Consider the following 24,514-nt stretch of genomic DNA (forward strand, 5'->3'; position numbering starts at 1 on the left):
CAGACCCGCACCGGCACCTCGTACACATAGATCGCCTTCAGGAAGCGGCCGGCCGCCGGAGCGGCCGTCCCCTCCTCATCCGGTGTCGCGACCGGCTTCACATCGTCGAGAGGAGCCATGACGTAATCCTCCTCGGTTGCCGGTCAGCGCACGGTGACGCGGGCCAGTTCGGCGCCGTCCGGCGCCATGACGTGGGTGGAGCAGGCAAGGCACGGGTCGAAGCTGTGCAGGGTGCGCAGGATCTCCACCGGCTCGTCCGGGCGGGCCATCGGCGTGTTCAGCAGCGAGGCCTCGAACGCCCCGATGTTGCCCTTGGGATCGCGCGGACTCCCGTTCCAGGTCGTCGGCACGACGCACTGGTAGTTGTCGATCTTGCCGTCCTTGATCTTGATCCAGTGGCCGAGACCGCCGCGCGGGGCGGCGACGGTGCCGACGCCCTTGGCCTCCTTCGGCCAGGTCTTCGGGTCCCACTTCTCGACATTGGCGGTGGCGGTGTCGCCGGCCTTGATGTTGGCGATCAGGGCGTTCCAATCGTCCATCATCATGGTGCAGCAATACTGGCATTCCAGCGCACGGGCCAGCGTACGGCCGATTGTGGTCGGCAGCGCCTGCTGCGGCGTGAAATTCGTGCCGGCCAGCTTGTTGAAGGCGCCCAGCGATTCGGTGATCTGGTCCTTCACGTAACCGACGCCCTGGGCATAGGCCAGGATGTAGCGGGGCAGGGGGCCGACCTCCACCGCATGACCGCGCCAGCGCGGCGCCTTGATCCAGGAGTACTTGGCGGCCTCGTCCAGCTCCTTGATGTCGGTGCGGGTGCCCTTGGTGTTGGCGCCGAGTTCGAACTTGGCTTGGGTCACGCCGTCCCACGGGTGCAGGCCCTTGCTCTCGTCCTCATAATGGTACCAGCTGTGGGCGACGAACTCCTGCACCTGGGCCGGGTCGCGCGGGTCGATGGGATGGACCTCGTTCCAGTTGCCGTTCAGGATGACGCCGCCCGGCAGCTGGCAGGTCGAATGGTCGTACGGCACCTTTTCGTAATCGCCGTAGTCCATGACGTTGGTCGCCGCCAGCCCGCCGCCATAGAGCCAGTCCTTGTAGAAGCTGGCGATGGCGAGCACGTCCGGCAGATAGACGTTTTCGACGAAGGCCGTGGCCTCCTGGATGCGGGCGCGGATGAAGTTCAGCCGCTCCATGTTCAGCGGCGCGCCCGACGACCCGGTACCATCCATGTTGATGGCGCAGGGAACGCCGCCGACCATGTAGTTCGGGTGCGGGTTCTTGCCGCCCAGGATGGTGTGGATCTTGACGATGTCCTTCTGGAGGTCGAGCGCCTCCAGGTAATGGGTCACCGCCATCAGGTCGGCTTCCGGCGACAGCTTGTAGGCCGGGTTGTCCCAATAGCCGTTCTTGAAGATGCCGAGTTGGCCGCTTTCCACGAACTTCTTCAGGCGTGTCTGGACATCGCGGAAATAGCCGGGGCTGGACTTGGCATGGCGCGGCGACACCGCCTGCTGCAGAGCCGAGGTCGCCTGCGGATCGGCCTTCAGCGCGTTGACCGGGTTGACCCAGTCTAGCGCGTGCAGGTGATAGAAATGGACGATGTGGTCATGGACCTGCAGCGTCTTCGCCATGATCTCGCGGATCAGGTGGGCGTTCTTCGGGATGCGGATCTGCAGCGCATCCTCCACCGCGCGGACCGAGGTCAGCGCGTGGCAGCCGGTGCAGACGCCGCAGATGCGCTCGACGAAGGCCCAGGCGTCACGCGGGTCGCGGCCCTTCAGGATGACTTCAAGGCCACGCCACATCGTGCCGGTCGACACCGCGTTGCGGATGACGTTGTTGCTGTCGACATTCACCTCGCAGCGCATGTGGCCTTCGATGCGGGTGACCGGATCGACGACGATGCGCTTGCCGCCGTTGTCGAGCGAGAAGCCGTTCGGGGTCTGGACGATGCCCATGGTCAGACGTCTCCCTTGTGCTGTGCGCGCTTCAGGGCGCTGACCGCCGCGTGGGCGGCGATGATGCTGCCGACGCCGATGGCGGCGGTGGTGCCGATCTCGTCGGCGTTGGCCTCGATCCCGAACTGGAGGATATCGGACTGGCGGGCGTACCAGGACCCCTTGTCCCAGAAGCCGTCCTCCGAGCAGCCGATGCAGCCGTGGCCGGACTGGATGGGGAAGCTGGTGCCCTCGTTCCAGCGGACGGTGGAGCAGGCGTTGTAGGTGGTCGGGCCCTTGCAGCCGACCTTGTAGAGGCAATAGCCCTTGCGCGCGCCCTCGTCGTCGAAGGACTCCACGAACTGGCCTGCGTCGAAATGCGGGCGTCGATAGCATTTGTCGTGGATGCGCTGGCTGTAGAACATCTTCGGCCGGCCCTGACGGTCCAGTTCCGGGATGCGGTCGAAGGTCAGCATGTAGGTGATGACGCCGGTCATCACTTCGGCGATCGGCGGGCAGCCGGGCACCTTGATGATCGGCTTGTCGGTGATGACCTCATGCACCGGGGTGGCGCGGGTCGGGTTAGGGCGCGCCGCCTGGACGCAGCCGAAGGAGGCGCAGGAACCCCAGGAGATGATCGCCTTGGCATCCTTGGCGACCTTGCGCAGCTGGTCGGTGAAGGGCTTGCCGCCGACGATGCAGGACATGCCGTCCTGGTTCAGCGGCGGATTGCCCTCCACCGCCAGGATGTAGTTGCCCTTGTACTTCTCCATCACCTCGTCGAGGATCGCCTCGGCCTGATGGCCGGCCGACGCCATCAGCGTGTCGTCGTAATCCAGCGAGATCATCGACAGCACCACGTCCTTCACCAGCGGGTGCGCCGAGCGGATGAAGGATTCGGAGCAGCAGGTGCATTCCAGCCCGTGCAGCCACAGCACCGGGGTGCGCGGCTTGGTTTCCATGGCGTGGACGATCTGCGGCACCAGTTCCGGCCCCAGCCCGAGGGCCGCGGCGGTGAGCGAACAGTATTTCAGGAACGAACGGCGTGTGATCCCCTGCCGCCGCATCACCTCGTAGAAGGTTTCCAGCGTTGCCATCGGTTTGTTTTCTCCCGTCGGGCGGCACCGGCGTGCGAGGGTCCGGTGCGCTTCTCTGTCGGGCATAGGCAACAATCGTGCCGTAGTACGAACATTGGGCAAACCAACGGTCACAAAGGGACAGGGGCCTTTGCCGCTGGCAACTCCCCGGCCGAAACGACGGCCGGGGTGGAAGGAGAGTTGCCGGTGGGGTCAGGCCGTCCGGCTTTCCTCTTCCGGCCGGCCGATCAGGCGGTGGATCGCGTAACCGATCGCCACGCCGGCCGCATGCAGCCCGGCGGTGCTGGCGAGGAAGCCGGCGGCATAGCCCAGAGCCGCGGCGTCGGCCGGCATCTCCGCCCCATGGGCGAAGCCGTGGAACAGGCCGAAGCCGGCGGCGAAGACGACGCCGATCAGGCCGTTGCGCGACATCGGCATGACGCACAGCAGGGCCAGTACGACGGTGGAGGCATAGATGGTCGGCTCGACCAGCGGCAGCTCGCCGCCGGTCAGCGCGAACAGTCCGCCAGCCAGCATGGCGGCCAGAAACGCCCCCGGTACCGCCAGCACGGCGCGCCCGCCGATGGTGGCGCCATAGACGCCGACGGTGACCATGGCGATCAGGTGGTCGAGCCCGCCCAGCGGGTGCGCGGCGCCGTCGAGGAAGCCGGCCCCGGCGAGATGGCCGGGATGGGCGACAGCAGGGGTGGCGGCAAGCGCGATGGCCGCAGAGAGGATGGCAAGGCGAGTGATCTTCGACATATCGAACGGCTCCTCGGGGGTCTTGTGGTTTTGGTGATTGGGAAAGCGCGGCATCAATGCCGCTGCGCCGGCCCGCGCTCGATGCCGTAGCGTTCCAGCTTGGCGCGCAGGCCCATGCGCGACAGGCCCAGCTCGTCGGCGGCCTTGCTCTTGTTCCAGCGGCAGCGGACCAGCGTCTCCATCAGGATGCCGGCCTCCACCCGCTCGATCCGCGATTTCAGCGGCCCGCCCTGGCCGATCAGGTCGAGCGGCGGCAGCGGACCGTCCTCAGGCGAGGCCGGGCGGGTGTTCAGCGCCGCGCCGCGCAGCACAGGGTCGGACAGCAGGTCGGCACCCAGCGTGTCGCCCTCGCACAGCACCAGCATGCGCATGATCTCGTTCTGCAGCTCACGCACGTTGCCGGGCCAGCCATAGGCTTCCAGGCAGGCCATGGTGTCGGGGGCGAAGCCGGCAACAGGCTTGCCATGGGCGGCCGACAGCCGGTCGAGGATGTGACGGGCCAGCACCGGGATGTCGTCGGGCCGGTCACGCAGCGGCGGCATGGTCAGCGTCATGGTGCTGAGCCGGTAATAGAGATCCTCGCGGAAACGGCCGGCCTTCACCTCGGCGGTCAGGTCGCGGTGGGTGGCGGCGACGACGCGGACATCGACACGCCGCGTCTCGTTCGACCCCACCGGCCGGATCTCGCCCTCCTGCAGGAAGCGCAGAAGCCGGACCTGGAAGGCCGGGCTGATGTCGCCGATCTCGTCGAGGAAGATGGTGCCGCCGTCCGCCTGCTCCAGCAGCCCGACGCGGCTGGAGTGGGCACCGGTGAAGGCGCCCTTTTTATGCCCGAACAGTTCGCTTTCCAACAGTTCGTCCGGGATGGCGCCGCAATTCTCGCAGTAGAAGGGCTGGTCGGAGCGCGGGCTGCCGTAATGGATGGCGCGGGCCAGCAGTTCCTTGCCGGTGCCGGTCTCGCCCAACACCAGGACCGGGACGTTGAAGCCCGCCACCCGCTCCGCCTGACGGCAGACCTCCTCCACCGGGCTGCCCTCGGCACGGATCAGGCCGTCGAAGCGGTAGGACTGGCGCACCCGCTCCCGCTTGGTCGCCACGCGGGTTTCGGCCAGCGGCGGCAGCAGCTTCAACTCGCTGGTCAGCCGGTCATGCTCGCGCTGCAACTGGTACATCTTCGCCGCATTGCGGGCCGTCAGCAGCAGATGGTCGGGGTGCCATGGCTTGGTGATGAACTGGTGGATGCCGGCGGTGTTGATGGCGCCGATGATGTCCTCGGGGTCGATGTAGCCGGTGATGACGATGCGCACCACCTCGGGCCAGCGTTCGCGCACCTGGGTCAGGAACTCCACGCCGCTGACCTCCGGCATCCGCTGGTCGGAGAAGACCACCTGGATCCATTCGGTTTCCAGCAGGCGCAGGGCGTCTTCCGCCGACAGGGCGGTGAAGACCTCGAACTCCTCGTCCAGCAGGCGGGCGATGACCTCGACGGAGCGCGGCTCGTCATCCACCACCAGGATGCCGGGGCGGGCGGTGTCGGTCATCGCGCGGACTCCTTTTTCATTCGACCTCGAGATCCTTGATCGTCATCTCGGTGCCGCCGTTGGGATGCAGCCGGCTGCCGCCGCAGTGTGGGCAGGGCGACAGCCGGTCGTCCAGATCCACCGTGTCGTTGCAGTCGAAGCACCAGCCGCGGCCCGGCACCTCCAGCACCACCAGCTCCGCCCCGTCGGCCAGGGAACCGCGCGTCACCACGTCGAAGCCGAAGCGCAGCGCCCCCACCTCCACCCCGGCGAAGCGGCCGATCTCCAGCCGGACCTTGGTCACGCGGCTGAAGCCGTTCGCCCGCCCGGCCTCCTCCATCGCCTGGAGCAGGCTTTCGCAGAGCGCCATCTCATGCATCGGCAGCCTCTGCAGACCCCATGCCGAGCAGCACTCGGCGCGACGGGCGAACCGGTTCGACCGGGGCCGGAGCGGGTTCGGGCGACGGGGCGAGTTCCTCCTCGCGCCGGCGGCGGATCTCGGCGGTCTGGGCGCCGTCTTCGCGGATGGAGGGATCGAAGAGGGAGACCAGAGCCGCCGAGGCCGTTTCGGTCGCCTGGAGCATGGAGGCGAACTCGAACATCGGCGAGAACAGCGAGCAGGCCTTGTAGGCGCCGACGCCCTTGCGGTTGGCATGGACGAACTCGTAGCGGCCGGACGGGAACTCGATCAGTTCCTTGGCCCCCGGCACCAGACCCGACCAGTCGTCGCCCTCGCCCGGCAGCAGGACGATGTTGAGGAACCAGGGCGTGACCAGCGCGCCCAGCCAGCGTTCGCCATGGCGGCGGAAGCCCACGGCCTTCACCGCCAGCGCGTCGTTGACGATGGGCAGGCCGCGCATCTGCGCGGTGTGGATCTCGCAGAAAGCGGCTTCCAGCCGTGCGATGGACCCGGTCGGCAGGGCAGGGCCGGCATCGACCGAGGGAACGGTCGCCGCCGCTTCGGCCGTCACCGGCTCGCCGTCCAGCGCCATGAACTGGTCGCGGGCGCCGTCGCAGACCGGGCAGCGCCAATGGTCGGGCAGGGCGGCGAAGCCCGTGCCGGGCGGCACCTGCCAATGCTCGCATCCTTCCGCCGGGTCGTAGACATGCCAGCAGATCTTGCATTCCATCCGCGTCGCCGCACCAATGCGCGTGGCGTCGCCGAGATAGGAGCCTTCGAAACGGGAAGCGGCGGCGCTCATCGCACCCGCTCCAGATCGGTCGCCAGCGCGTCGAGGATTTCGGCCAGCCGTTCGGCGCTGTCGGCAATGTCCTCCGCCGCGGCGCAGACCACCGCCGGCACGTCGACGATCTCCACCGTGTCGAGGATCAGCGTATCGACCGAGTTGTAATAGCGCACCCACCACACGTTCGGCGTCGCGGTGGCGGTGACGCGGCAATTGCCGTAGCCGCGCGACAGGATGGTGGTGGCGCCCACGCCCAACCTTTGCTCGATGAAGGCCAAATCCTCCGGCGTGTGGGGCAGCAGGCTGAAATTCACCGCGTGGGGTGCGTCGCCGCGGCGCCAGGCGGCGCTGCGGTCGAGCAGTTCGGTCAGGATCGGCAGGCCGTTCATTAGCCCGGCCGGCGCCGGCCCGGCTGCCACTGGCGTCACGGCGGTGAAGGCGCGGTTCAGCGCCACCCGCGGGAAAGCGCCGACCAGCAGGCTTTCGCGCACGGCACCGTCACCGAAGCCACGCACGCGCCATACCCCGGCCAGCGACGCCTCCTGAATCTCCAGCCGGTCGCCGGCCCGCTCCATCTTGACTGCGACTTCGCCCTCACCCAGCGCCTCGTCGACCAGGGCCAGCACCGGGGCGTCGAGATCATCGACCGGGATGCGGATTTCCTCGCCGGCGGTCCAGTTGACCAGCCCCTCGTGGATGCGGGTCAGCACGGCACGGGCGGCGGCGGCGCGGGCGGGATCGGCGACCTCCGGCAGGTGCGGTTCATAGACGCGCATGCCCGACGGCATCGGCAAATATTCCAGCCCTTCCTCGGTCGCGTCGGGCTGGCTGCCGGGGCCGAAGCCGACCGGCGGATGGGTCATGCCGAACAGGGAACTCATGCCGCACCGCCTTCCGAAGCGCCTTCCAGAATCTCACCGATCCGCTGCAGGTAATCGTCCCAGTCGCGCACGCGGGGTATGCTGCCCAGCAGCCGGTCGCCGCGCAGGAAGACCAGCGCCGGCAGGCTCATCATGCCGGTCAGCGCCAGGATCGCCCGCTCCGCCGCTTCGCCGGCCACCGCCGGGGTCAGGCGCGGGTGCAGGGCGCGGACCAGTTCCGGCAGGATGACGGCGACGTCGGCGGTCTCGGCATTGCCCTTGCCATGGCCGGGCAGGAAGACCACCCAATCCTTGCCCGGCCAATCCTTGCCCAAATCGTCCAGCCAGGGCCGGTCGTCGGCATGGTCGAGCCGCAGATAACCATGCACGTCGGTCAGCAGATCGACCAGCGGCGGCAAGGGCAGCCGCGGCTTGGCGGGAAGGGTGGCAAGGTCGGTCATGGGCGTCAGGCCTCCGTCAGGCCGGCCGCGCGGGCCGCCTCCAGGTGGGGGGGAAGGGTCGGTTCGCGGTCGGTCAGATCGGCGAAGGCGCTGTCGAGCCGTTCCCCGTCCAGCGCCGCGGCCATCGCGGCAAGGGCGTCCAGGATTTGGGCGGCCTCCTCCGGGTCCAGCAGGCGGCGCGCCGCGCCGAGGAAGCCGAGCACCCAGTCACCGGGACCGGCATCGGGGACCAGCGACAGGTCGATGAGCGAGCCATCCTCCGTCCGTCCGGCGACGCCGTCGACGCCGGTCAGGCGGAGGGGAATGCCGATGCACATGGCCGGGCGCTCCCCTCAGGTCTCGGTGGCGGACAGCGCCGCCAGAATGCGGGGATCGCCGATGCGGCAGGCGTCCTCGGCACTCGGGCGCCCACCCTCGTAGGCGTCGCGAGCGATGGCCGGGGCGGCAATGTCGGCGGCAGCGTCACGGGGCGTGCCCTCCACGCCGAACTCGTCGCGCAGAAGGGTCAGGATGACCTCAATGGTCGGGACGACCTGCGCAGCGACGGTGTCGGTCAGGCCGCCGCCGTAATCCTCCAGGCATTCCGGCTGGACGCCGACCAAAACCAGTTTCTGCGGGCAGCGGCCAAGGAACATGGCGCTCGCCAGCACCTCCTGGAAGCCGGTCTGGTGAAGGCTCATCTTCTTGGCGCCCAGGAAGGCCGGCACGTCTTCGCCATGGAAGACCCGGCGGGTGCCGGGCGGCAGGCCGTAGTCGATGGCATCGACCACGATCAGCGCGTCGGCATTTTCCAGATGCGGCAGAAGGTACAGACCTTGGGTCCCGCCATCCATCAGGGTGACGCTGTCGGGAAAGCGCCAATCGGCCGCCAGACGCTCCACCGTGCGGACACCGAAGCCTTCGTCGGCCCACAGGATATTGCCGATGCCCAACACTAGGATCCGCGCCGTTCCGCGACTGCTTTCGTCTCCCGCCAAATCCATTCCCGTGCCCCGGCCTCTGTCCGATGGAGCGGCGCCCTGCCGCCGATCCTTCGTTCGTACAAGTTCCATGCCAGGATTGATGGTTCGGTCAGGTCATTGATCGGATTGCACATTTTCGCATCCATCGCTCGATATAGCAGCGATTGTGGACATCAACATTACAGCATGCGCGGAAAGTGGCAAGTTTGTTGCCAGTCTGGCTGCGCAGTTGCCGCAGAGAGTGGATTGGATTGTTCGCGCTGGGCGAACGGTGAAAACGGGATCCGTGCGTTTATCCTGGGTCCGCGCAGGATTAGATCTCTTCCAGCAGGACGGGGCATCTCCTGTCCAATGGAGGTTCAAATGGCACGCATGGTTTCACTTCTGATGTTCGTCGGCGTCATGTCCTACGCGGCGTTCATCGCTTCCTGACCGCTCCCTTGAGCCAGAACTTGAGAATTATCAGCCAATGGTCTGTTCGGATTAGGTTTTCAGTGAACCGTACAGACCATCTAAGGCGCGGCGACACCGAGTTTCCGCCACCAGATCAACGCGTTAGCTGAGCTTTGGCGTGGCACTGGCACGGTAGGAAATGGCGCAACACGTAACAACGGAATCAAATGCTTAGCGACCGATTTCGAAACGGCCGCCCAAGCATCTACGTCGCTTTTACTTCGATCCACTCGGCGCCTCGGACGTCCCGGTACAGGGCCGTCATGTCGGCGGATTTGTGTCCAAGCAGCGACTGCGCATTGATCCCCTGCTCGTGATACAGCCGGGCGGCCAGCGAGCGGATCTCGTGGAAGCTCGGCGGCGTGCTGCCGTCAGCCCAGGTCCGGCCGGTCTTGTCGCGCGCCTCGGCGAACCACATGCTGATCGTGTGCGGGCGGATGCCGTCACCCGGCTTCGCCCGGCCGGCAAAGCCGCTGTGGTGGATGAAGCGCGGGCTCAGCACCTTGTCCCGGCATCGGGCGATCACCTCGCCGACGGACCAGTTGACGGCCTGCAGGCGCAGGTCGAGCGGGATGCAGATGCGCATGCCGTGCCTCTCGGTCTTCTTCGGGATGATCCAGAGCTTGCCGTCGCGGACGTCGCGCGGCCCCATGGTGGCGAGGTCCTCGCGCCGCTGGCCGGTGACGAGCGCCAGCTCCATCACCCTGGCCAGCCACGGCGCATAGTCCTTCACCGCGACGGCATGGATGGCGCGGAAGTCGTCCAGGGTCAGGCGGGCGCGCTGCACCTCCGCCGGCGCCACCTTCGTGTCGGTGACCGGGTTGAGCGTCACCCACCCCTTCGACTTGGCGACGGTGAACAGGTCCAGCAGGAAGGCGCGGACCGACTGCGCCATCCGCAGCTTGCCGCGCTCCTCCCAGGTGGTGAGATAGTCGGCGATGTCGCGGGTGGTGATGGCGTCCATGCGGCGTTCGCCCAGCGCTGCCCTGAGATGCCGGATCCGCTGCGACAGATGCTCGTGGGTGGCCTTCTTGATCCGGCCGGCTTCCTTGCGGCTGTCGACGATGCCGGAATAGAGGTCGCAGAACGCGCCGACGCTGTTGTTGGGGCCGGTGTTCAGCCGATCGACCAGCCGGCGCTTGTTCTGCAGCCCCTCGACCACGAGGTTCGCCTCAATGGCCTGTTCAACGGCGCTGCGCCGGTCGCGACCGAGGCCATGCTCCTTGCCGGTCTGCGGATCGCGCCACGAGTAATAGCCGGAGCGCTCGTACAGGTTCGCGGGCAGGCTCCGGGTCTGCCGGCTACGCCGTCTTCCCAAGACCGCGCTCCTTCATGATTCTGTCGGCCAACGATCCACGGCGCGGTGCGGCCTGGGCAGCCTGCGGAGCGATGGGCTTGGTGGGGTCGATGTAGCGGGCGGTGGCCAGGACATAGTAGGAGCGCCCATGGAGCTGGGGCGCCGGGAAGATACGGCTCTCCCGCGCCCAGCGGCGAAGGGTCGCAATGTGGGGCGGGTGGGCGCCGAACACCGTTGCGGCCCATTCCTCCAGCGTCAGCAGCTTGTCCATCCTCAGCCTCCCAGCTCCACGATTTCCCGATCTCCGGTCATCCAGCCCGTCTGCTTGTCCCGGTCGGTCAGCGGGCGCGGCGGAACCGACTGCACCGCGTGGGCGGCGACTTCCGACCAGTTCATGTTGTTGGAGGCCCAGTCGATGGCCTCGTCCGGATACTCCTCGAATAGCGGCAAGGTATCCTCGGCAAGGGACCGCTGGGCATCGCCGCCGAACTCGTCCGCATAATGGGCGGCTCGGCTGCGAGCGATGATCTCCAGGGGCACGTCCCACTGGCTGCCGTCGGGCATGGTGATGCGCAGGGCCTTGGGCATGGATCACCTCACCAGCAGGGGCTGCACCAGCCCGTCGCGATAGACCAAGTCGAGAGGCACGTCGCCGGTCGGCTCGTCGCCATCCCAGCCCTGGGGCCAAGTCTCGGCGGCGATCAGTTCGCGGATGCGGGTCTCTTCCTCCGCGTTCAGCAGGTCGACAGTTGGGCGACCGAGACCGGCGGCGGCGTCGTTGCACCGGCGCTGAATGTCGAGCACCCGCTCCAACGCCATCCGCCGGCCGTCCAGCGTGACCGGCCCCATGCGCTGCTTGTTCTTGCCGGCGGCGATGTTGCCAGTCTCGTCCATCCCAGTCTTGCGGAGCCGCCACTTCGGCTTGCGCAGTTCGCGATAGACGAGCGGCTTCAAGTCGGCCAGCGGCCGGAGATAGGACCAGCGCGGAGAGCGCAGCACCGTCTCCAGCGCTAGATCGCGGCTGGCCAGCGGGCAGCCGATGCAGCCGGTCCGGGCATTCACCTCCTCGGCCTCGTCCCCGCCATAGGCGTCCGCCACGTCGGCCGTTGCCCAGCCCAGCGCCGGGGCTTCGAACATCAACCAATCCCAAACCTGACAGACTCTCCAGTGCAGGATCGGCGCGAGGGTGGCGATGCGGCCGCGGATGCCGGCGGCGTCGGGCAGCACCTCCTGGTACCAGCCCTGGCCGCATTCGGCGCCGTCCTTGCCGCAGCTGACGGCGATGCGGGCGTCGCGCGCGGCGGACTCGCCGATCCGGACTCCCGTGATCATCAGCACGGTCGAAGGCTGCCAGCTGATCCGCTCAATCATCCTGCCGGCTTGCCAGCCGTTCCCAGCGCCACGCGCTTTCGCTTCCAAGGCACGGAAAAGCGCCTCATTGCCATCCATGTCGAGTTGATGGAGCTTGTCAGCCAGCACCGCCTGCATCGGCTCCACCTTGATCTGGCGCGTGCACCAGCGGAAGGAGTTGGAGGGCGGCGGCACGCCCCGGCCCAGCATGTAGACCATCATGCGCAGGTCCATCGGCGCCACGGCGACCCTGACGTCGACGCCGCGGGCTCGCAGTTGCTCCATGATCCGCGAAGCGGCGAAGGCCAGCGGGATCAGCTCCATGCGGGTGTCGGCGTAGCAGACCGTCAGCGACTTCGGCGCCGGCACCCGGCCGGTCTCGATCAGGTGCATGATGAGGGTCAGCGTGGCGGTGGAGTCTTTGCCGCCGCTGTAGGCGATGGCCCAGTGCTCGTGCTGCGGACCATAGGCCTGGAGGCTCTGGACGGTGAGGTCGATGGCCTCGGGCAGAGTGGTCCGCATGTCCTCGAAGAGAGTGGGTTGCGCGCGGCTCATGAACGCGGCTCCCACCGGATCATCACCCCGCTGAAGTCCGTCAGTGCCTCATGCTCGGCAGCCCAAAAGGCGCACAGGTCCGGCCAATCCGAGAAACCGTCGAAGCGGGCGAACAGGTCGAGCCCGGCCGCGTCAGTGATCCCCGGCTCGTCTCCGATCTCCACAGCCGGCGACGGGCCGAGCATGAGGCGGATCGGCAGCACGCTGGTGCAGACCGCCCGGCCCAGCAAATGGCACGAACGAGTGCGCATGCCGGTGTAAAGCTGCAGCTCTTCGCCCGGCCGTGCATGGCGCTTCCGGTCCGCACGGACAGTCTGGCGCTTCATGCCGTCGACCAGCGGACCCGGCTGAAGGCCGGCGATGATCGGCGCGGCGAAGCGCTTCTTGAAGCTGTAGGCGACCATGGTTCACTCCGCGGCCTTTGCCGCTTGATCGAAGTCGTCGCGGTAAGCGGCGCTGAACTCGAAGCGGAAATACGCCTCGGATCTGCAGATGCCGCGCACCAGTTCGGTGTTGAGGCCCTTGCGGCTGCCGAGCCGCCGGGCGCAGCGACGGACGAAGGGGGCGTACCAGTGCCGCAGCACCTCGACGCCGCGCGGATCGAGGAGCACGGCCTCGCGCCCCTCGGTCACCATCCGCCACCCTTCGACCAGGCTGTTCATCGGCTGGCGGCCAGCTGGTCGAAGAACTCGTCTTGATCCAGGCCGGCCATCTCGGCGGCGAGCGCAAAGGTCGCGCCGTCCGGCAGATCGAGAGCGTCGGCAGCCTCCAGGGCCTCGCGGGCGCTGAGGCCCGCCTCCTTTCGGCCGATGGTGGCGCGCCGCTCCTGGCGGCGCTGGTAGCTGCGGCTGCGGCGGGCCATCACGCGGCCTCCTTCCGGTTCTTCTCGGCCATCACCTCGGTCAGCGGCCGGGCGATGCCGCCGTCGATCCAGTAAGCCCGGCCCATGCCGCGCGCCTCCAGGTCCGGAACCACGTCGGGAGCGCTGAAGGTCATGCCGATCAGCGCGTCCATGCCGGTGCCGCGGAGCATCTTCAGCAGCCCGCCGCGGCCCTTCTGGTCGAGCACGTCGGCGCCATCGAGGATCACCAGCGCGCAGCCCTGCACCTGGGCGAGAGCGACCTGCAGGGTGGCGTAGACCCGAAACTGATCGGAGGACAGCTGCGGCCCCAGCCCGGCCAACTGCTCGTAGGGACGGCCGCCATAGGTGACGCCCATGTCCGGCTCGATCCGGACATCGCCCCAGCCGGCCGCCTCGCACAAGCTGCGCAGCGGACCGCCGTTGAAGGTGTCCAGCACCTTCACCAGCTTGGCCTGCCGCAGGCCGCCCGGCGCCATGATCGCCTGCATAGCGAGGTTCACCGCCAGCAGGCTGGCGACCCGCTCGGCATCCTCCTTCGCCTTCAGCGCGCGGTGGCGCGCCTCGGCAGTGGAGACGCGAGCGCGGAGGGTCTCGACGTCGTCGCCCGGCTGGCCGCCGGACGCCTTCTTCCGCAGCTCGGCCAACTGCCGCTCCGCCTGCTGCGCCGCCTGATAGGCGCGCTGCGCCTCGGTCGCTTTCCGCTCGGCGGTGTCCCGCTCACCCTTCAGCCGGGACAGCTTGCCGTCGGCCGTCGCGATGGCATCGCGCCGCTTCTTCAGTTCGTCGTCGCCGATCTGCTCGGCCTGCACGAGCTTCTGGTCGGCGCCCATGTTGTGGGACAACTGGAGGGCGGCGTTGCAGCAGGGGCAGGTGAGGCCCTTCGCCTGGGCCGCCGGCGGCAGGGCGTCCCGCTCCCGCTGGGCGGTGCCGTAGGCCGAGTTCGCCTTGGTCGCGACCATTTGCGCCTCGATCGACTGTTCCTTTAGTTCGTCGATGTCGGCGCACGCGGCGGTCAGCCGGTCCAGTTCCGCCTGTCCGACGGCCGCCGCGGCGACGGCGCGCTCCAGCTTCTGTTGCGCCTCGCCGACCTCGGCCTGCAGGTCGTCCAGCGAGGCATCGGCGAGGTCGTCGGTCCAGCCCTCCGGCCGCCACGTCCGCACCTTCTCGGTGCCGAACCGCTGGCCAGTCGCCTGCTCCCACTGCCCCTTCAGCTTGGTGCCCTTGTCCGCAACCTCGGTGGCCTTGGCGTCCCAGCCCTTGCCTTCGATGTCGGTCCAGACCTGGGCGGCGATGGCCTCGCTGATCGAGGCGTCGGTGCAGGCGGCGACGAAGTCGGCGCGGTCGGGCGCCGTCTTCAGCAGCTCGGCCAGCAGCTTCGCGCGGTCCTTGGCGGACAGGTCGAGCAGGCTGGCCAAGCCGGCGGCGATGGGCGTCACCTTCGGCGGCTGGCCGGTGGTGTTGCCCTCGCACTTTGGCCAAGCGGCGCCGGCGGTCCAGTCGGTGCCCTGCACCGCGGCGGTGGCAGTGCTGGCGCCGGCCCGCACCAGCGCCTTGGCGTCCTTCTTCGGCAGGCCGAACTGCAGCTGGCCGGTCATGGCGGCGGCGGTCGCCTTCAGCACGCTCGACTTGCCCTGTGCGTTCTTGCCGGTGACCAGCACCAGCCCTCCGGCGAGGAGATCGGCGCGCTCGACCACCTGGAAATCACGGATCCTGATCTGCATGGGGAAATCCTCCGATGGGCTGGCGGTCAGGTGGCGGTGAACAGTTCGTCGTCTTCAGCCGGCGGCGGTGCCTGCTTGCGGCTGGCTTTCGCGGCGGCCGGCTTCTCCTGGCGGGGCGGCTCATGAACCTCACCAGTTTCCGGATCGTGTCCGGCCTCGACCAGCGCCTCTTCGCGCCCTTCGCTCACGGGCTCCATCGCCTCTTCGGGCCGGTGGTCGATTGCCGCCGAGACATCGTCGATGCGCACGTCGATGGGCCGCCCTCCTTCGTCGGTGAACGCCGCGTAGTTCACCCCACCCGTGTCGCTCATGGCGTCGAGCTGGACGGCATTGGCGAATTCGATCGACATCGGCAGGGCCTTCGACAGCCGGCGGATCATGGTCTTTGCCGCCATCTCGTGTTCGTGGGCTACCCAGGGCGACGAGTCGAACGAGCGCATTTTCCACCCGCTCTGGCTCGGATTCCGCTCCGCTTCTTGCTTGGCCGAGAGCGCGGCCTGATAGCCCTGGGAGTTGTCGCGGATACGCAGGACACGGGCGTAGGGCAGGGCCTCGAAAGCTTGCCCATCCTTCAGGCTGGCGTGTGCATAAGCCCAGAGCGGCGGACGGCCCTGATTGTCGCCGATTGGGACATGCCGCAGGTGCATGTTGCTGCCGTACTCGAAGCTGAACTCGTCAGCCGGCATGTCCCCATACGCGCCGTAGACAACATCGGCGTGGATTGAGACGAGATTGCCGGAGCGGCGCGCCAGGTCGATAAAACCGCGGTAGCCGATGATCAGGTTGACGTCGACCCGCTCGGTCACCCACTGATTGCCCTGCTTCCTCCTCTTCTCGAACGGGATTAGGTAGGCGTGGCCCAGCGGCGTGTTCGGCTCCAGCCCGAAGGATGCGCAAGCCATCATCGAGCCGAGCAGCGTCATGGGTTCGCATTCGGCCAGCTTCGGGGTTTTGTAGACCGCCTGCGCCATGACGCGGAGCATGCGTTCCGGGTTCAGGTGGCGCGGCACGAGCTGCTGGAAACGCTGAACCGTCTTCGGAGACTGGAGCAGGTCCTGAATGCGGGACGGCTCCTGACCGGTCGGGTGGACCAGCGGCGGGCGGCGTTGCGCGGTGGCGGGGGTTCCGGCCATGGTATGGTTCACTCCTTGGGAATGTCGTTCAGGCGCGCGAAGGCGCCGTGATGCTTGAGAGCGGCGGCGTTGTAGGCGCGGGCCGCTGCCTCTTCAGTTTCAAAGCTGCCGAGATGGAGGTGCTCACCGTTGGCTTTGATCTGGGCGACCCATTTCTTGCCGTCCCAGCGTCTGTGGACGCCCTTGAACCTGCTACCGCCGTGGAATTTCGGCTTGTTCGCGTTTTGCTCCGACATGGACGCAAGGCGCAGATTCTTGCGCTGATTGTCGAGGATGATGCCGTTAGCGTGATCGACGGTCGCTGTATCAGGGGCCAATAGGATCAGGCGGTGCATCAGCACTTTCATGCCGCCGCGACGCCCCCACAAATCGCACATCGCGTACCCGTCGGCGTTCCGGTACCAGCTCCTCTGGCTGATCCAGTGGAAGTCCTGATCGTCGACCAACGCGGCACCGCCTCCAGCCAAGGGCACTTCCCTACTCATCGGCGGAATGCTCCCGGCAAAACGCAGTGCCCCACGCCCCACACCATTTCTGACTGCAGAGTTTGGAAGAGGGGTTGGCGACGAACGCCCACGGGTCGCCCGGCAACAGGTGCCGCTCCGGATCGCCGTGGCGGAAGGTGGTCAGGTCGCCCTCGATGTGGCGCAGCACGTTGACCGCGGCCGTCTCGGCGGCGGCGACGTCGTAGGGGTGGACCTCCGCGTCAGGCTGCGCCTTCTTCAGCGGCACGCGCTGAATCCAGTCGACACAGGCTTCCGTCACATCGATCCCGTTGGAGCGTGCGAGCAGGCTGTAGGAGCCGATCTGCGGCTTGTGGCAGCCCATCGTCTTGCCGCCCTTCAGGTCGCGGATGCGGCCGGGCTCTCGGGCGATGACGTCGGACTGGCCGGACAGGATGATGTCGGGCGTGACCTGCGCCTCCAGCCGCTCCTCCACGATCAGGGGCTGAACGTCGGGGGCGATCTGGTGCCGGTAGACCAGCACCATGCGCCGGGCCTGCTGCTCGGCCTCGTTCAGTGCCGGCGTCTCGCGGTCATAGGTGATGCCCGGCTCGGCGGCGCGGCGCAGCTCCTCGATGGCGGCATCGGTCGCGACGTCGACCGGCGGCAGGCTGCCGGTGGCGGCCTTCTCCTTCAGGATCAGCGCGGCGGCGGCATGCACCCCGGTGCCGACGGCGGCGCCGACGTTGGAGGGCAGGTCGCGCAATTCGAAGCCGGCGGCTTCAATCTCGCGGAGGAACAGCTTGGCGGCGGCGCGGCGCGGGCAATCGGGATAGCCGGACAGCGAGGAGGAGCGGACGACGGTGGGCGCGCGGGAGGGGGCGTTCATCAGATCGCCTCCGACAGGTCAGCGGTGGCCCTGGCCGGGACCGACGGTGCACTGCGCTCCTGGATGGCGAACCACACCGCCTTCACGCCCATGACGTCGATCATCGCGTTGTGGGCGCCCGACAGCGGCTTGCCGGTGAAGAACTCGTAGGCCTCGCGGAGGTTGGCGCTCTTGTGGTGATTCCGACCGGCCGCCTTCATCTTCTCGGTCGGCGGCAGCTTCAGGATCGGCGTGGACAGCACCTGGGTGCATTTCGCCGGGCCTGCCTTCCATTCTTCCGGATCGCAGATGCCGGCGAAGCGCTTGAATCCGATCCGCAGGATGCGAGCGTCGAAGCTCTCGTTGTGGGCGATGCGCACGGAGGCACGGCGCCAGAGGGCTTCGAATGCGGACAGCGCCACCAGCTCCGGCACTCCGCCGGCCTCGGCCCGTTCCATGGTGATGCCGGTCAGCTCCTGCAGCTCCGGCGGGATGGTCCAGCCATCGGGGCGGACCAGCAGGTCGAGGCTGGCGAGCTTGTTGCCGGCTTCATCGGTCAGGAGGGCCGCGATCTGGGTGATGTGCGGCTGGTGCGCGGCATCTGAAGGAGCCTTGAAATCGGGCAGACCAGTGGTCTCGGTGTCGTAGAAGAGCAGCGTCTTCATTGTGCGGGCGTCTCCTGGGTCCAGCGCGTCTCATGCGCGCCGACGATCGCTTCGAGTTCGGCCTGTTCGGCCAGGGTGAGGCGGGCCAGCACGCCGACCATCAGCTCGGCGAGGCGGTTGTGTTGGGCGGCGGAATCGGAGGAGATGCCGGTGATCAGCAGCACGCGGCCATGCAGGTGGATCAGGGTGCCGAGGGCGGTCTGGTCCGACGGGGTGATGGTGTAAGGGCCGGCCATGTCAGGCGGCCCGCTCGGCTTGCAGCCCCTGGTCGCCACCGCGCCAGAGGCGCTTCGGGTCGTCGGGCGCGCTGATGCCGTGGGACCGCAAGGCGGCATGCACCATCGTCTGGTCCTGGCGGGCCAGTCCGTCGCGGTCGGTGAAGCTCCAGTCGATCAGGCTGCGGATCGTGGCGACAGCGCGGATGGGCTGCCCCTCGGTGTCGGCGTCGCCGATCATCGCGCCGGTGGGGAGGTGGGTCAGCACCCAGCGGCGGGTGGCCTTGTCGCGATGGACGCCGAACCACAGCCGGACGGAGCCGGTGACGTTCTGCAGGCCCTGGCTGGTGCGGATCCCGAAGGTGGCGGTCGACCAGTCGTCCCGGCCGATGACGGTGGCGTTGAGGGCGTTTGCCATGGTCATGCTCCCAGCATGTCGACGAGGTCGAGTTGTGGTGCCTTGGCCCGACGGGTGCGGGCGGCGTTCTCCCGGTGCAGCGGCGCGTCGTAGGTCAGGTGACACCGCTGGCACATGGCGGCGTGGTTGCTGCCATCGTCGGGGTTGTTGGTCGGGTCGTGGTCGAGGTGGGCGACCGTCAGGACCACCTTGCTTCGGGTGACCGGATGCGGCTGACCGTTGACGGCGATCTGGCAGAACTCGCACCGGTCCTGCGCCCGGTCCTTGCGGATGCGGAGGCTGATGGCCTTCCAGTCCTTCGGATAGAGAGCGCGCTTTTCAGGGCTGATCGGCATAACGATCACTCCGCAGCGGCCGGCACGTGCCGGCGGGTTTCGAAATCGAGAAGCTCCGACACGGCGGCCTGCCAGGAGGCGAAGGCCTGGACGAGCGTCCGGAGCTGGTAGGGCTGGAGGCTCCCGTCGCGCAGCCGCAGCAGGGCGGCGTCGAGCGCCTGCTCGTAGAGCTTGGCCGTCACGTCACGCCGGGTCCGGAGGTCCAGCAGCTGCAGCGCATCGGCGCCGTGCTCCAGGGCGTAGACCGAGCGCCGGAACTGCCGGTCGGTCAGGCCGCGGGCGTGCAGGTCGTCCAGCTGGGCGGTGGTGACGTGGCGGGGCATCAGCGCACCCGTCGGCGGCGGTTGTCCCATTCGGCGCCGCCAGCCAGCGTCTGGTGACGCTCCCTAAGCGCCGCAACGTCGTTCAGGTAGATGTCAACCACCGCGTCGGCCGCCTCCATCAGGCAGTCCGCCGTCCCCTTCGGCATGGGGATTGCGCACCAGAACCCGCGCTGGATGATGTGTCGGTCGTTCGTTTCGAGGCTCGACCTGATCGGGGGCTTGATGACCGTCATGCCGGCACCACGCGGTCGAGCGGCACGCGGCCGGCGCCCATGACGAACACGAAGGCCTCGGAGCCGACCATGTGCGCCCGGCTGGCGGTGCGGGTGACGAGCGGGCGACCGATGCCGGGGCGGAAGGTCACGTCGGCGCCGGTATCGACGCAGAGGTTCCACAGGTCCACGAGGCGGCGATTGGTGGAGAGCGAGGGGCGGGGCATGGAGGTCTCCATCATCGGTGGCGTCTGTGCGCCGAATGGGGGGAGAGGCGCCGGCTTCCATCCTCCGCGCCGGTGCCGGCCACATGCTCGCCACTGGTTCCGCCCTGGGCGGGGTCCCGGCTCGCTGACACGCCGCGGCGCCTCTCTACGGCCCCAAGCCCCACCCATCGCTGGGTAAGGGGCTGGTGGGGGGATGCCGGTCTCCGGCCAAGGTCGCCGGCATCCAAACTCCTGACCTGTGAGACGTCCTTTCATCGGTTGGTGGTTGGGGTGCCGGGATGACGCTCCCGGCCGGCGGCTCTGCTGGTGACGGGGTCGAGCGACCCGGCGTCCAAGGTGTTGCGCTGTTGCTTGCCCCGTGACGGCACTACGGATATCGCCGCTCCTCGTCAGGCTCACGCTGGGACGGGACGCCTTCCCGCTGCCTCAGAAGGTCGTGGGTTGGGCGATGCCGCGGATCAGGCTCATGAAGCCCTTCTGCAGGTCGGTCTTGCCGGTGGCGACCCAGCGACCGTCGATGCCGGGCGTCGCGGCGATCTTGTCCACCAGGACGCCGACCTCTTCTGCCTTGGCCTTCGCCTCGTTCATCAGCGCGATCTCTTCCGCCGACAGGTCCCGGTATCCCTTGATGTGCTTGTGCTGGTTGTCCACGGATCGTCTCCAGGGTTTCGGGGCGAGAGGCCCGGCTCGACTGGGGGCAGTCGCGCGGGGATGGGGGATGCGCTGCCGGACCTCTCACGGCCTCAAGCCGGCTGGGATCACCCATGCCGGCCAGTGTTCTGGGTTGGCGGAGCGTCACCCTGCCGTCAGGTCCAGGCGCTTGCCGTGCCAGCGGTCGGCGATCTGCCGCCAGAAGCTGGCCTCGCGCTCGTCGCCCTCGGTCGCCGCCTGCTCTGCGGTGCGCTGGGCAAAGCCGAGGTGCTGGTCGACGCCGGCCAAGCCGTCGGCGGTCAGGGTCTCGGTGACGATCAGGCGGGAGGGGGCGGACATGAGAGGATCCGGAAAGGTGCCGCCGGGCCCCTGGGGGAGCGCCCGGCGGCGAGGTGGGAGGAACGCCCGGATGGGCAGGGGGACGCGCAGGGCGCGAAACTCAGGCAGCCACCGGATAGGCCACAGCCTCGGCCGCGCCGATCAGCTCGCCGACCGTGGCGTGCGGCTTGCCGTCAAGGCTCCAGCTGGTCGGGCTGGCGTCGAAGGACTGGACGCCCTGATCGGTGGAGCGGCGCGGACGGCCGACATACTGGACCCGGCCAGGACCGAGAACGCGGACGGCCCACAGCGCCGGCATGTCGACGGGCGTGGCGCGGTCCATGGACCGGTAGACCGGGGGAGGGCAGTTGAAGGGGTTGGAGGGCATCGGCGGGCTCCGGCGGGGTGGTGTGCAAAGAACCTTGCACCGAAATGCAAATTCAGGTCAACGAACTTTTTGCACCGGAATGCAAATACCTCAAAAAAGAGGTAGTGCCATAATCGGGTTGCGCTGAACGGTTGGCGTTCGCGCTCGGATTGGGGCGTGCGATGACAAAGGTCTTCTGGTTGGTTTCCGCTATAGCGACGGTTATCGCGGGGTTCACGCTGTTCATTGGCGTGTCGAAGGCGAATGGAGCGCCTCAAGAGGCTGCTGCGGCGGCTGTCGCTGTCGGGATCGCGATCATCCCCTACGTCTAGGCGCGTGCATGGGAAGGCATGTCGGGCACCAAATGAACCCGTATCTCTACGCAATGGCGGTGCTGAGCCTGGCTGGCGGCGCCGCTCACGCAGAGACGCCTTCGTGGCCGGTCGCGAAGCTACCGAGATACGAGGCCGCCCGCGACACCGTCGTCTGCAACGGGTGGGGCTGGGTCGAGGCCGGGAAACGATCTTGGTACGGCCCGCCGCTCAGTCCGCAGGAAGAGGCGGACGTAAAGGCGCGAGGCGGCTGCATTTGGACTCCGAAAGGAACCAAACTGGAACTGGCCTATCTGGATGGGCTTTATGCGACTGTCTGCGTTGAGATCAGGGGTGGGTCTGGAAGGACTGCCTGGGTATCACATGCGTGCGGCCAAACTATGATGGTCGATATCAGGTCGACTCAATGACCGACAGCCCCCCACCCTCGTGGCCGCCCTGGAACTGCTGGTCGAGCAGCTGATCCTTGGGGACGGCGCCACCGAGATGGTGTTTGCGGCCGCCGTGCCCTTGCTCCATCAGTTCTAAACGTTTACTTTTGAGGACATGAATGGCGAACCCGAAGCCTCCTCCCCCGCCACCACCGCCGCCACCGCCACCACCACCGCGGCGCGAACCCCCACCTATGATCAGGAGGGACAACGGGGGGATGGTGTCGCCGCGCGTTCCGCCGCCGACGAAGCCGCCTCCGGGCAGGTGAGTAGCAAGGTTCTGGAGATCGATTTCACCACGCACGTCAGCATGCGTTATCACGCAAAGCGGCGTGCGTGGTTCGATATGCTGCACCGGATGTCGATGGTCGTCGCCGCGATAGGCGGCAGCGCTGCACTTGCTAGTTTGGCCGGGGATCAGTCGACTGCCGCCAAGTGGATCACGTTGGCAGTAGCCATCGCCGGCGCATTCGACATTGCCTTCGGACCTTCGGAGCGCGCCAGGAAAGCCGACGCGCTTTATAAGCAGTTCTGTGATTTGGCAGCCGATATTGCGAGTTGCCCTAGCCCTACTGAGGAAGATGCGCGGAAGTGGCTTGCACGGCGGCTAAAGATCGAGGCTGAAGAGCCTGCGATCATCGACACGCTGAATGTGATCTGCCACAACACCGAAGCCGAGGCACGCGGTTATGGTCCTGAGACCTGCTATCACGTCAGCTTAATCCAGCAAATTTTTTCCCATATATGCACGCTCCCTCCCTACAAGTTTGAGCCCAGGAAATCACCCTAAGGGTATGGTCGCAGTCTACAGCCCGCCCGCCATCCGGCCGGCGGGCTTTCCTTTGCCCATGCCAAAGTGACGCGACGTCACCTGCGGCGGGGTGTCGCATGTTGCAAGTCGCGCTTTTTGCAAACTGCACCGAAACCGCCTCAAACTGAGGCAGGCTTTGCATTTTGCACCGGAAACGTCATAACCGGGTATGCAACCGTTACAATCAAGCAACGGACGTGCCGCTACCATTGCGGTCGTTCGTGCGCTAATGTGGTGCCGTTCGCCGTACCCCGAAGGGGGTGGGCGGAGATGGGGACGGCAATCCCCAGAGCACGAGAGGGCTAGTCTCGTCGTAGCAACCGCGCCCCGAACGTTTACGGGTTCACAGCGCACACGTCCGCCCGATGCCGCGCACGGCACCGGACGTTATTGCACGAGACGAGCCAATGATCTCCAACAAGCATGCTGGGGTATGCCCCAATTGCGCAGAGCGCAACAAAACCCAGGGCGATAAGGAACATGCTCTGGCGGGCAACCTTCCCGACCTGTTGACACCCTTTTAAATCGGGCAGTTTGGAGACAAGCGGCAACGCAATAGCAAGCGCTGCGAGAACTCTTTTGAGAATTTCGCGCCCGAGGCTATTGAGGATATGTTCCTAACATGTTCTCATTTCGGGGCGCGGAAAGTGGTCGAAAGGCGAGGGCAGATTATGGTGGGCCTTGGGATGGGCGACGAGCTGTCTGACAGGCAACGGCGAGCACTGCGAATTTTGGAGCAGCTGAGCGTCTCGGAGGCTGAGGCTTGGTTCAGCCGTTTGGAGAAGGGGGTTTCGTCTTCCGGATCATTGCCTCAAGGCGCGCTTCAAGAGCTGCTTCAAGAGCGTCTAGTTCCTCGTCCTGGCGATCCTCTGGATACCTAGCAAGCAAAGCAAGCAACCTTTGCTGCCGTGGCGTGAGATCGTTCGAAGCGGATTCTGTTTCGTCTTTAAGCTCGGCCACTGAGACCTCACGCCCCAGCAGTTTTGAGGCCCCTACTGCGAGCTTGAAGTAAGTTTCGTCATCAAGCCTCTTGTTCCCCGTGCCATTGATCAATGGGTTGATGGTATTGGGCGCGAGATTGGACGCTGTGGCCCATGCGTTGACGCTACGGATCGCACCGCTGCTTTTGGCTGCAGTGAAGAAAGCGACCAGAGCTTTTTTCAGCCTGTCGCGCTCGCGTTGCTCCTCGGTCATGAGGCCATTGTACGCATTCCGGCGCAAGGACGGACTGCATTCCGATGCAAACTCCTCGCTTGCTAAGTTTGCACCGAAATGCAAACATGCTGCATGACTTCCGACGATCTGATGCACCGCCTGCGCTCCTACTTCCGCTCCCGCGGCATGAATGCCCGGCAGGTAGCAGACGCGGCTGATGTCAACTGGCGTACCGCTAACCGGCTGCTGGTCGGGGATATGAACCTCACGCTCGATAGCGTCAGGAAATTTGAGGCGGTTGTGCCTAAGGACTTTGAGGCGCCGCTTGACGCTTCGATGCCCTCCTCTCCATGCGCAAGCGAGGCCGCCTGATGCCCATGCACCAGTGCGCCCTCTGCCACCTGACCGATGAAACCCGCGCCGTGGCCGGCCCGCGCGCACCGCTTCCCTGCGCCTGCAACAAGGCGCTGATCCAGCCGGCCTCTGTGTCCGCCCCGGCCACGCGCCGCGGCGCCAATGCCTTCGCCGCCCTGGCGGAGACCCAGGACCACTACACGGTCCACGTCCCCCTCCCGGTCCCCGCCAGAAGCTGACCCCCACACGCACG

At 67.0% G+C, this 24,514-nt stretch carries 36 protein-coding genes; 3 read left to right on the forward strand and 33 right to left on the reverse strand.

The annotated features are described in order from the left end of the window. Positions 1-143 precede the first annotated feature (143 nt). The 32 genes from B9N97_RS08545 to B9N97_RS36700 form a co-directional block, all read right to left on the reverse strand. On the reverse strand, positions 144-1,958 hold the full coding sequence (locus tag B9N97_RS08545; protein ID WP_085085362.1) for a nickel-dependent hydrogenase large subunit: 1,815 nt from the start codon (positions 1,956-1,958) through the stop codon (positions 144-146). A gap of 2 nt (positions 1,959-1,960) precedes the next feature. After that, positions 1,961-3,034 (reverse strand): hydrogenase small subunit, encoded by a 1,074-nt coding sequence (locus tag B9N97_RS08550; protein WP_014249364.1) that lies wholly within the window; start codon positions 3,032-3,034, stop codon positions 1,961-1,963. Between the two features lie 192 nt (positions 3,035-3,226). Continuing rightward, positions 3,227-3,775, reverse strand: coding sequence for a HupE/UreJ family protein (locus tag B9N97_RS08555; protein ID WP_085086645.1), 549 nt, complete (start codon positions 3,773-3,775; stop codon positions 3,227-3,229). 53 nt (positions 3,776-3,828) lie between these two features. Next, complete coding sequence (locus B9N97_RS08560) at positions 3,829-5,316, reverse strand: sigma-54-dependent transcriptional regulator (protein WP_085085364.1); 1,488 nt, start codon at positions 5,314-5,316, stop codon at positions 3,829-3,831. Between the two features lie 16 nt (positions 5,317-5,332). After that, complete coding sequence (gene hypA, locus B9N97_RS08565) at positions 5,333-5,674, reverse strand: hydrogenase maturation nickel metallochaperone HypA (RefSeq protein WP_085085366.1); 342 nt, start codon at positions 5,672-5,674, stop codon at positions 5,333-5,335. Continuing rightward, a complete protein-coding gene (locus B9N97_RS08570) occupies positions 5,667-6,497 on the reverse strand; it encodes a [NiFe]-hydrogenase assembly chaperone HybE (protein WP_085085368.1) in 831 nt (276 codons plus the stop codon). The genes hypA and B9N97_RS08570 overlap by 8 nt, the downstream gene beginning before the upstream one ends. After that, positions 6,494-7,363 (reverse strand): hydrogenase expression/formation protein, encoded by an 870-nt coding sequence (locus B9N97_RS08575; protein ID WP_085085370.1) that lies wholly within the window; start codon positions 7,361-7,363, stop codon positions 6,494-6,496. Before B9N97_RS08575 ends, B9N97_RS08570 begins: the two co-directional genes overlap by 4 nt. Then, the gene (locus B9N97_RS08580; RefSeq protein WP_085085372.1) at positions 7,360-7,803 is read right to left on the reverse strand and encodes a thioredoxin domain-containing protein; all 444 of its coding nucleotides are present in this window, start codon (positions 7,801-7,803) and stop codon (positions 7,360-7,362) included. The genes B9N97_RS08575 and B9N97_RS08580 overlap by 4 nt, the downstream gene beginning before the upstream one ends. Positions 7,804-7,808: 5 nt before the next feature. Next, a complete protein-coding gene (locus B9N97_RS08585; RefSeq protein WP_085085374.1) occupies positions 7,809-8,120 on the reverse strand; it encodes a HypC/HybG/HupF family hydrogenase formation chaperone in 312 nt (103 codons plus the stop codon). Positions 8,121-8,135: 15 nt separating this feature from the next. After that, positions 8,136-8,738, reverse strand: a complete 603-nt coding sequence (locus B9N97_RS08590; RefSeq protein WP_244560689.1) for a HyaD/HybD family hydrogenase maturation endopeptidase — start codon at positions 8,736-8,738, stop codon at positions 8,136-8,138. A 685-nt stretch (positions 8,739-9,423) separates the two neighbouring features. Then, entirely contained in the window at positions 9,424-10,536 is a 1,113-nt protein-coding gene (locus tag B9N97_RS08595) for a phage integrase Arm DNA-binding domain-containing protein (RefSeq protein WP_085085378.1), read from the reverse strand. Continuing rightward, positions 10,520-10,786, reverse strand: coding sequence for an excisionase (locus tag B9N97_RS08600; RefSeq protein ID WP_085085380.1), 267 nt, complete (start codon positions 10,784-10,786; stop codon positions 10,520-10,522). The genes B9N97_RS08595 and B9N97_RS08600 overlap by 17 nt, the downstream gene beginning before the upstream one ends. Positions 10,787-10,788: 2 nt before the next feature. Next, positions 10,789-11,103 carry a hypothetical protein gene (locus B9N97_RS08605; protein ID WP_143266549.1) on the reverse strand — a complete coding sequence of 105 codons (315 nt, stop codon included), beginning with the start codon at positions 11,101-11,103 and terminating at the stop codon, positions 10,789-10,791. Between the two features lie 3 nt (positions 11,104-11,106). Further along, positions 11,107-12,420, reverse strand: a complete 1,314-nt coding sequence (locus B9N97_RS08610) for a phosphoadenosine phosphosulfate reductase domain-containing protein (protein WP_085085382.1) — start codon at positions 12,418-12,420, stop codon at positions 11,107-11,109. Next, on the reverse strand, positions 12,417-12,824 hold the full coding sequence (locus B9N97_RS08615; RefSeq protein ID WP_085085384.1) for an ASCH domain-containing protein: 408 nt from the start codon (positions 12,822-12,824) through the stop codon (positions 12,417-12,419). The genes B9N97_RS08610 and B9N97_RS08615 overlap by 4 nt, the downstream gene beginning before the upstream one ends. Positions 12,825-12,827: 3 nt before the next feature. Continuing rightward, entirely contained in the window at positions 12,828-13,082 is a 255-nt protein-coding gene (locus tag B9N97_RS08620) for a hypothetical protein (RefSeq protein ID WP_085085386.1), read from the reverse strand. Further along, the gene (locus B9N97_RS08625) at positions 13,079-13,282 is read right to left on the reverse strand and encodes a hypothetical protein (RefSeq protein ID WP_085085388.1); all 204 of its coding nucleotides are present in this window, start codon (positions 13,280-13,282) and stop codon (positions 13,079-13,081) included. Before B9N97_RS08625 ends, B9N97_RS08620 begins: the two co-directional genes overlap by 4 nt. Beyond that, positions 13,282-15,003, reverse strand: coding sequence for a hypothetical protein (locus B9N97_RS08630; protein WP_085085401.1), 1,722 nt, complete (start codon positions 15,001-15,003; stop codon positions 13,282-13,284). Before B9N97_RS08630 ends, B9N97_RS08625 begins: the two co-directional genes overlap by 1 nt. Before the next feature lie 26 nt (positions 15,004-15,029). Beyond that, positions 15,030-16,136, reverse strand: a complete 1,107-nt coding sequence (locus tag B9N97_RS08635; protein ID WP_085085403.1) for a recombinase RecT — start codon at positions 16,134-16,136, stop codon at positions 15,030-15,032. A gap of 8 nt (positions 16,137-16,144) precedes the next feature. After that, positions 16,145-16,582, reverse strand: coding sequence for an AP2/ERF family transcription factor (locus tag B9N97_RS08640; RefSeq protein WP_167393258.1), 438 nt, complete (start codon positions 16,580-16,582; stop codon positions 16,145-16,147). Between the two features lie 31 nt (positions 16,583-16,613). Continuing rightward, positions 16,614-17,468: a PD-(D/E)XK nuclease family protein gene (locus tag B9N97_RS08645; RefSeq protein WP_085085407.1), complete on the reverse strand. Its 855-nt coding sequence runs from the start codon at positions 17,466-17,468 to the stop codon at positions 16,614-16,616. Further along, positions 17,468-18,112, reverse strand: coding sequence for a 3'-5' exonuclease (locus B9N97_RS08650; protein ID WP_085085409.1), 645 nt, complete (start codon positions 18,110-18,112; stop codon positions 17,468-17,470). Before B9N97_RS08650 ends, B9N97_RS08645 begins: the two co-directional genes overlap by 1 nt. Continuing rightward, on the reverse strand, positions 18,109-18,348 hold the full coding sequence (locus B9N97_RS08655; protein WP_085085411.1) for a hypothetical protein: 240 nt from the start codon (positions 18,346-18,348) through the stop codon (positions 18,109-18,111). The genes B9N97_RS08650 and B9N97_RS08655 overlap by 4 nt, the downstream gene beginning before the upstream one ends. Before the next feature lies 1 nt (position 18,349). Continuing rightward, entirely contained in the window at positions 18,350-18,745 is a 396-nt protein-coding gene (locus tag B9N97_RS08660; RefSeq protein ID WP_085085413.1) for a hypothetical protein, read from the reverse strand. 2 nt (positions 18,746-18,747) lie between these two features. After that, positions 18,748-19,080 carry an HNH endonuclease family protein gene (locus B9N97_RS08665; RefSeq protein WP_085085415.1) on the reverse strand — a complete coding sequence of 111 codons (333 nt, stop codon included), beginning with the start codon at positions 19,078-19,080 and terminating at the stop codon, positions 18,748-18,750. 5 nt (positions 19,081-19,085) lie between these two features. Continuing rightward, entirely contained in the window at positions 19,086-19,403 is a 318-nt protein-coding gene (locus tag B9N97_RS08670) for a hypothetical protein (protein WP_085085417.1), read from the reverse strand. Further along, complete coding sequence (locus B9N97_RS08675) at positions 19,403-19,636, reverse strand: hypothetical protein (protein ID WP_085085419.1); 234 nt, start codon at positions 19,634-19,636, stop codon at positions 19,403-19,405. The genes B9N97_RS08670 and B9N97_RS08675 overlap by 1 nt, the downstream gene beginning before the upstream one ends. Next, on the reverse strand, positions 19,633-19,842 hold the full coding sequence (locus B9N97_RS08680) for a hypothetical protein (protein ID WP_143266550.1): 210 nt from the start codon (positions 19,840-19,842) through the stop codon (positions 19,633-19,635). The genes B9N97_RS08675 and B9N97_RS08680 overlap by 4 nt, the downstream gene beginning before the upstream one ends. A 426-nt stretch (positions 19,843-20,268) precedes the next feature. Further along, positions 20,269-20,493, reverse strand: coding sequence for an Acb2/Tad1 domain-containing protein (locus B9N97_RS08685; RefSeq protein WP_085085423.1), 225 nt, complete (start codon positions 20,491-20,493; stop codon positions 20,269-20,271). A 144-nt stretch (positions 20,494-20,637) separates the two neighbouring features. Then, a complete protein-coding gene (locus tag B9N97_RS08690) occupies positions 20,638-20,832 on the reverse strand; it encodes a hypothetical protein (protein WP_085085425.1) in 195 nt (64 codons plus the stop codon). 100 nt (positions 20,833-20,932) lie between these two features. Then, complete coding sequence (locus B9N97_RS08695) at positions 20,933-21,199, reverse strand: hypothetical protein (protein ID WP_085085427.1); 267 nt, start codon at positions 21,197-21,199, stop codon at positions 20,933-20,935. Between the two features lie 704 nt (positions 21,200-21,903). Next, the gene (locus B9N97_RS36700) at positions 21,904-22,029 is read right to left on the reverse strand and encodes a hypothetical protein (protein ID WP_280174752.1); all 126 of its coding nucleotides are present in this window, start codon (positions 22,027-22,029) and stop codon (positions 21,904-21,906) included. Positions 22,030-22,056: 27 nt separating this feature from the next. Between B9N97_RS36700 and B9N97_RS08700 the strand changes: the two genes are divergently transcribed. Continuing rightward, complete coding sequence (locus B9N97_RS08700) at positions 22,057-22,731, forward strand: hypothetical protein (RefSeq protein WP_167393259.1); 675 nt, start codon at positions 22,057-22,059, stop codon at positions 22,729-22,731. A gap of 789 nt (positions 22,732-23,520) precedes the next feature. Here B9N97_RS08700 and B9N97_RS34875 read toward each other — a convergent pair. After that, entirely contained in the window at positions 23,521-23,946 is a 426-nt protein-coding gene (locus B9N97_RS34875; RefSeq protein WP_208621183.1) for a hypothetical protein, read from the reverse strand. A gap of 93 nt (positions 23,947-24,039) precedes the next feature. Between B9N97_RS34875 and B9N97_RS35925 the strand changes: the two genes are divergently transcribed. Beyond that, the gene (locus tag B9N97_RS35925) at positions 24,040-24,279 is read left to right on the forward strand and encodes a helix-turn-helix domain-containing protein (RefSeq protein WP_085085431.1); all 240 of its coding nucleotides are present in this window, start codon (positions 24,040-24,042) and stop codon (positions 24,277-24,279) included. Further along, entirely contained in the window at positions 24,279-24,500 is a 222-nt protein-coding gene (locus tag B9N97_RS08710; RefSeq protein WP_143266554.1) for a hypothetical protein, read from the forward strand. The genes B9N97_RS35925 and B9N97_RS08710 overlap by 1 nt, the downstream gene beginning before the upstream one ends. Positions 24,501-24,514: the final 14 nt, after the last annotated feature.

Source organism: Azospirillum oryzae, assembly GCF_900177515.1.
GTDB lineage: Bacteria > Pseudomonadota > Alphaproteobacteria > Azospirillales > Azospirillaceae > Azospirillum > Azospirillum oryzae_A.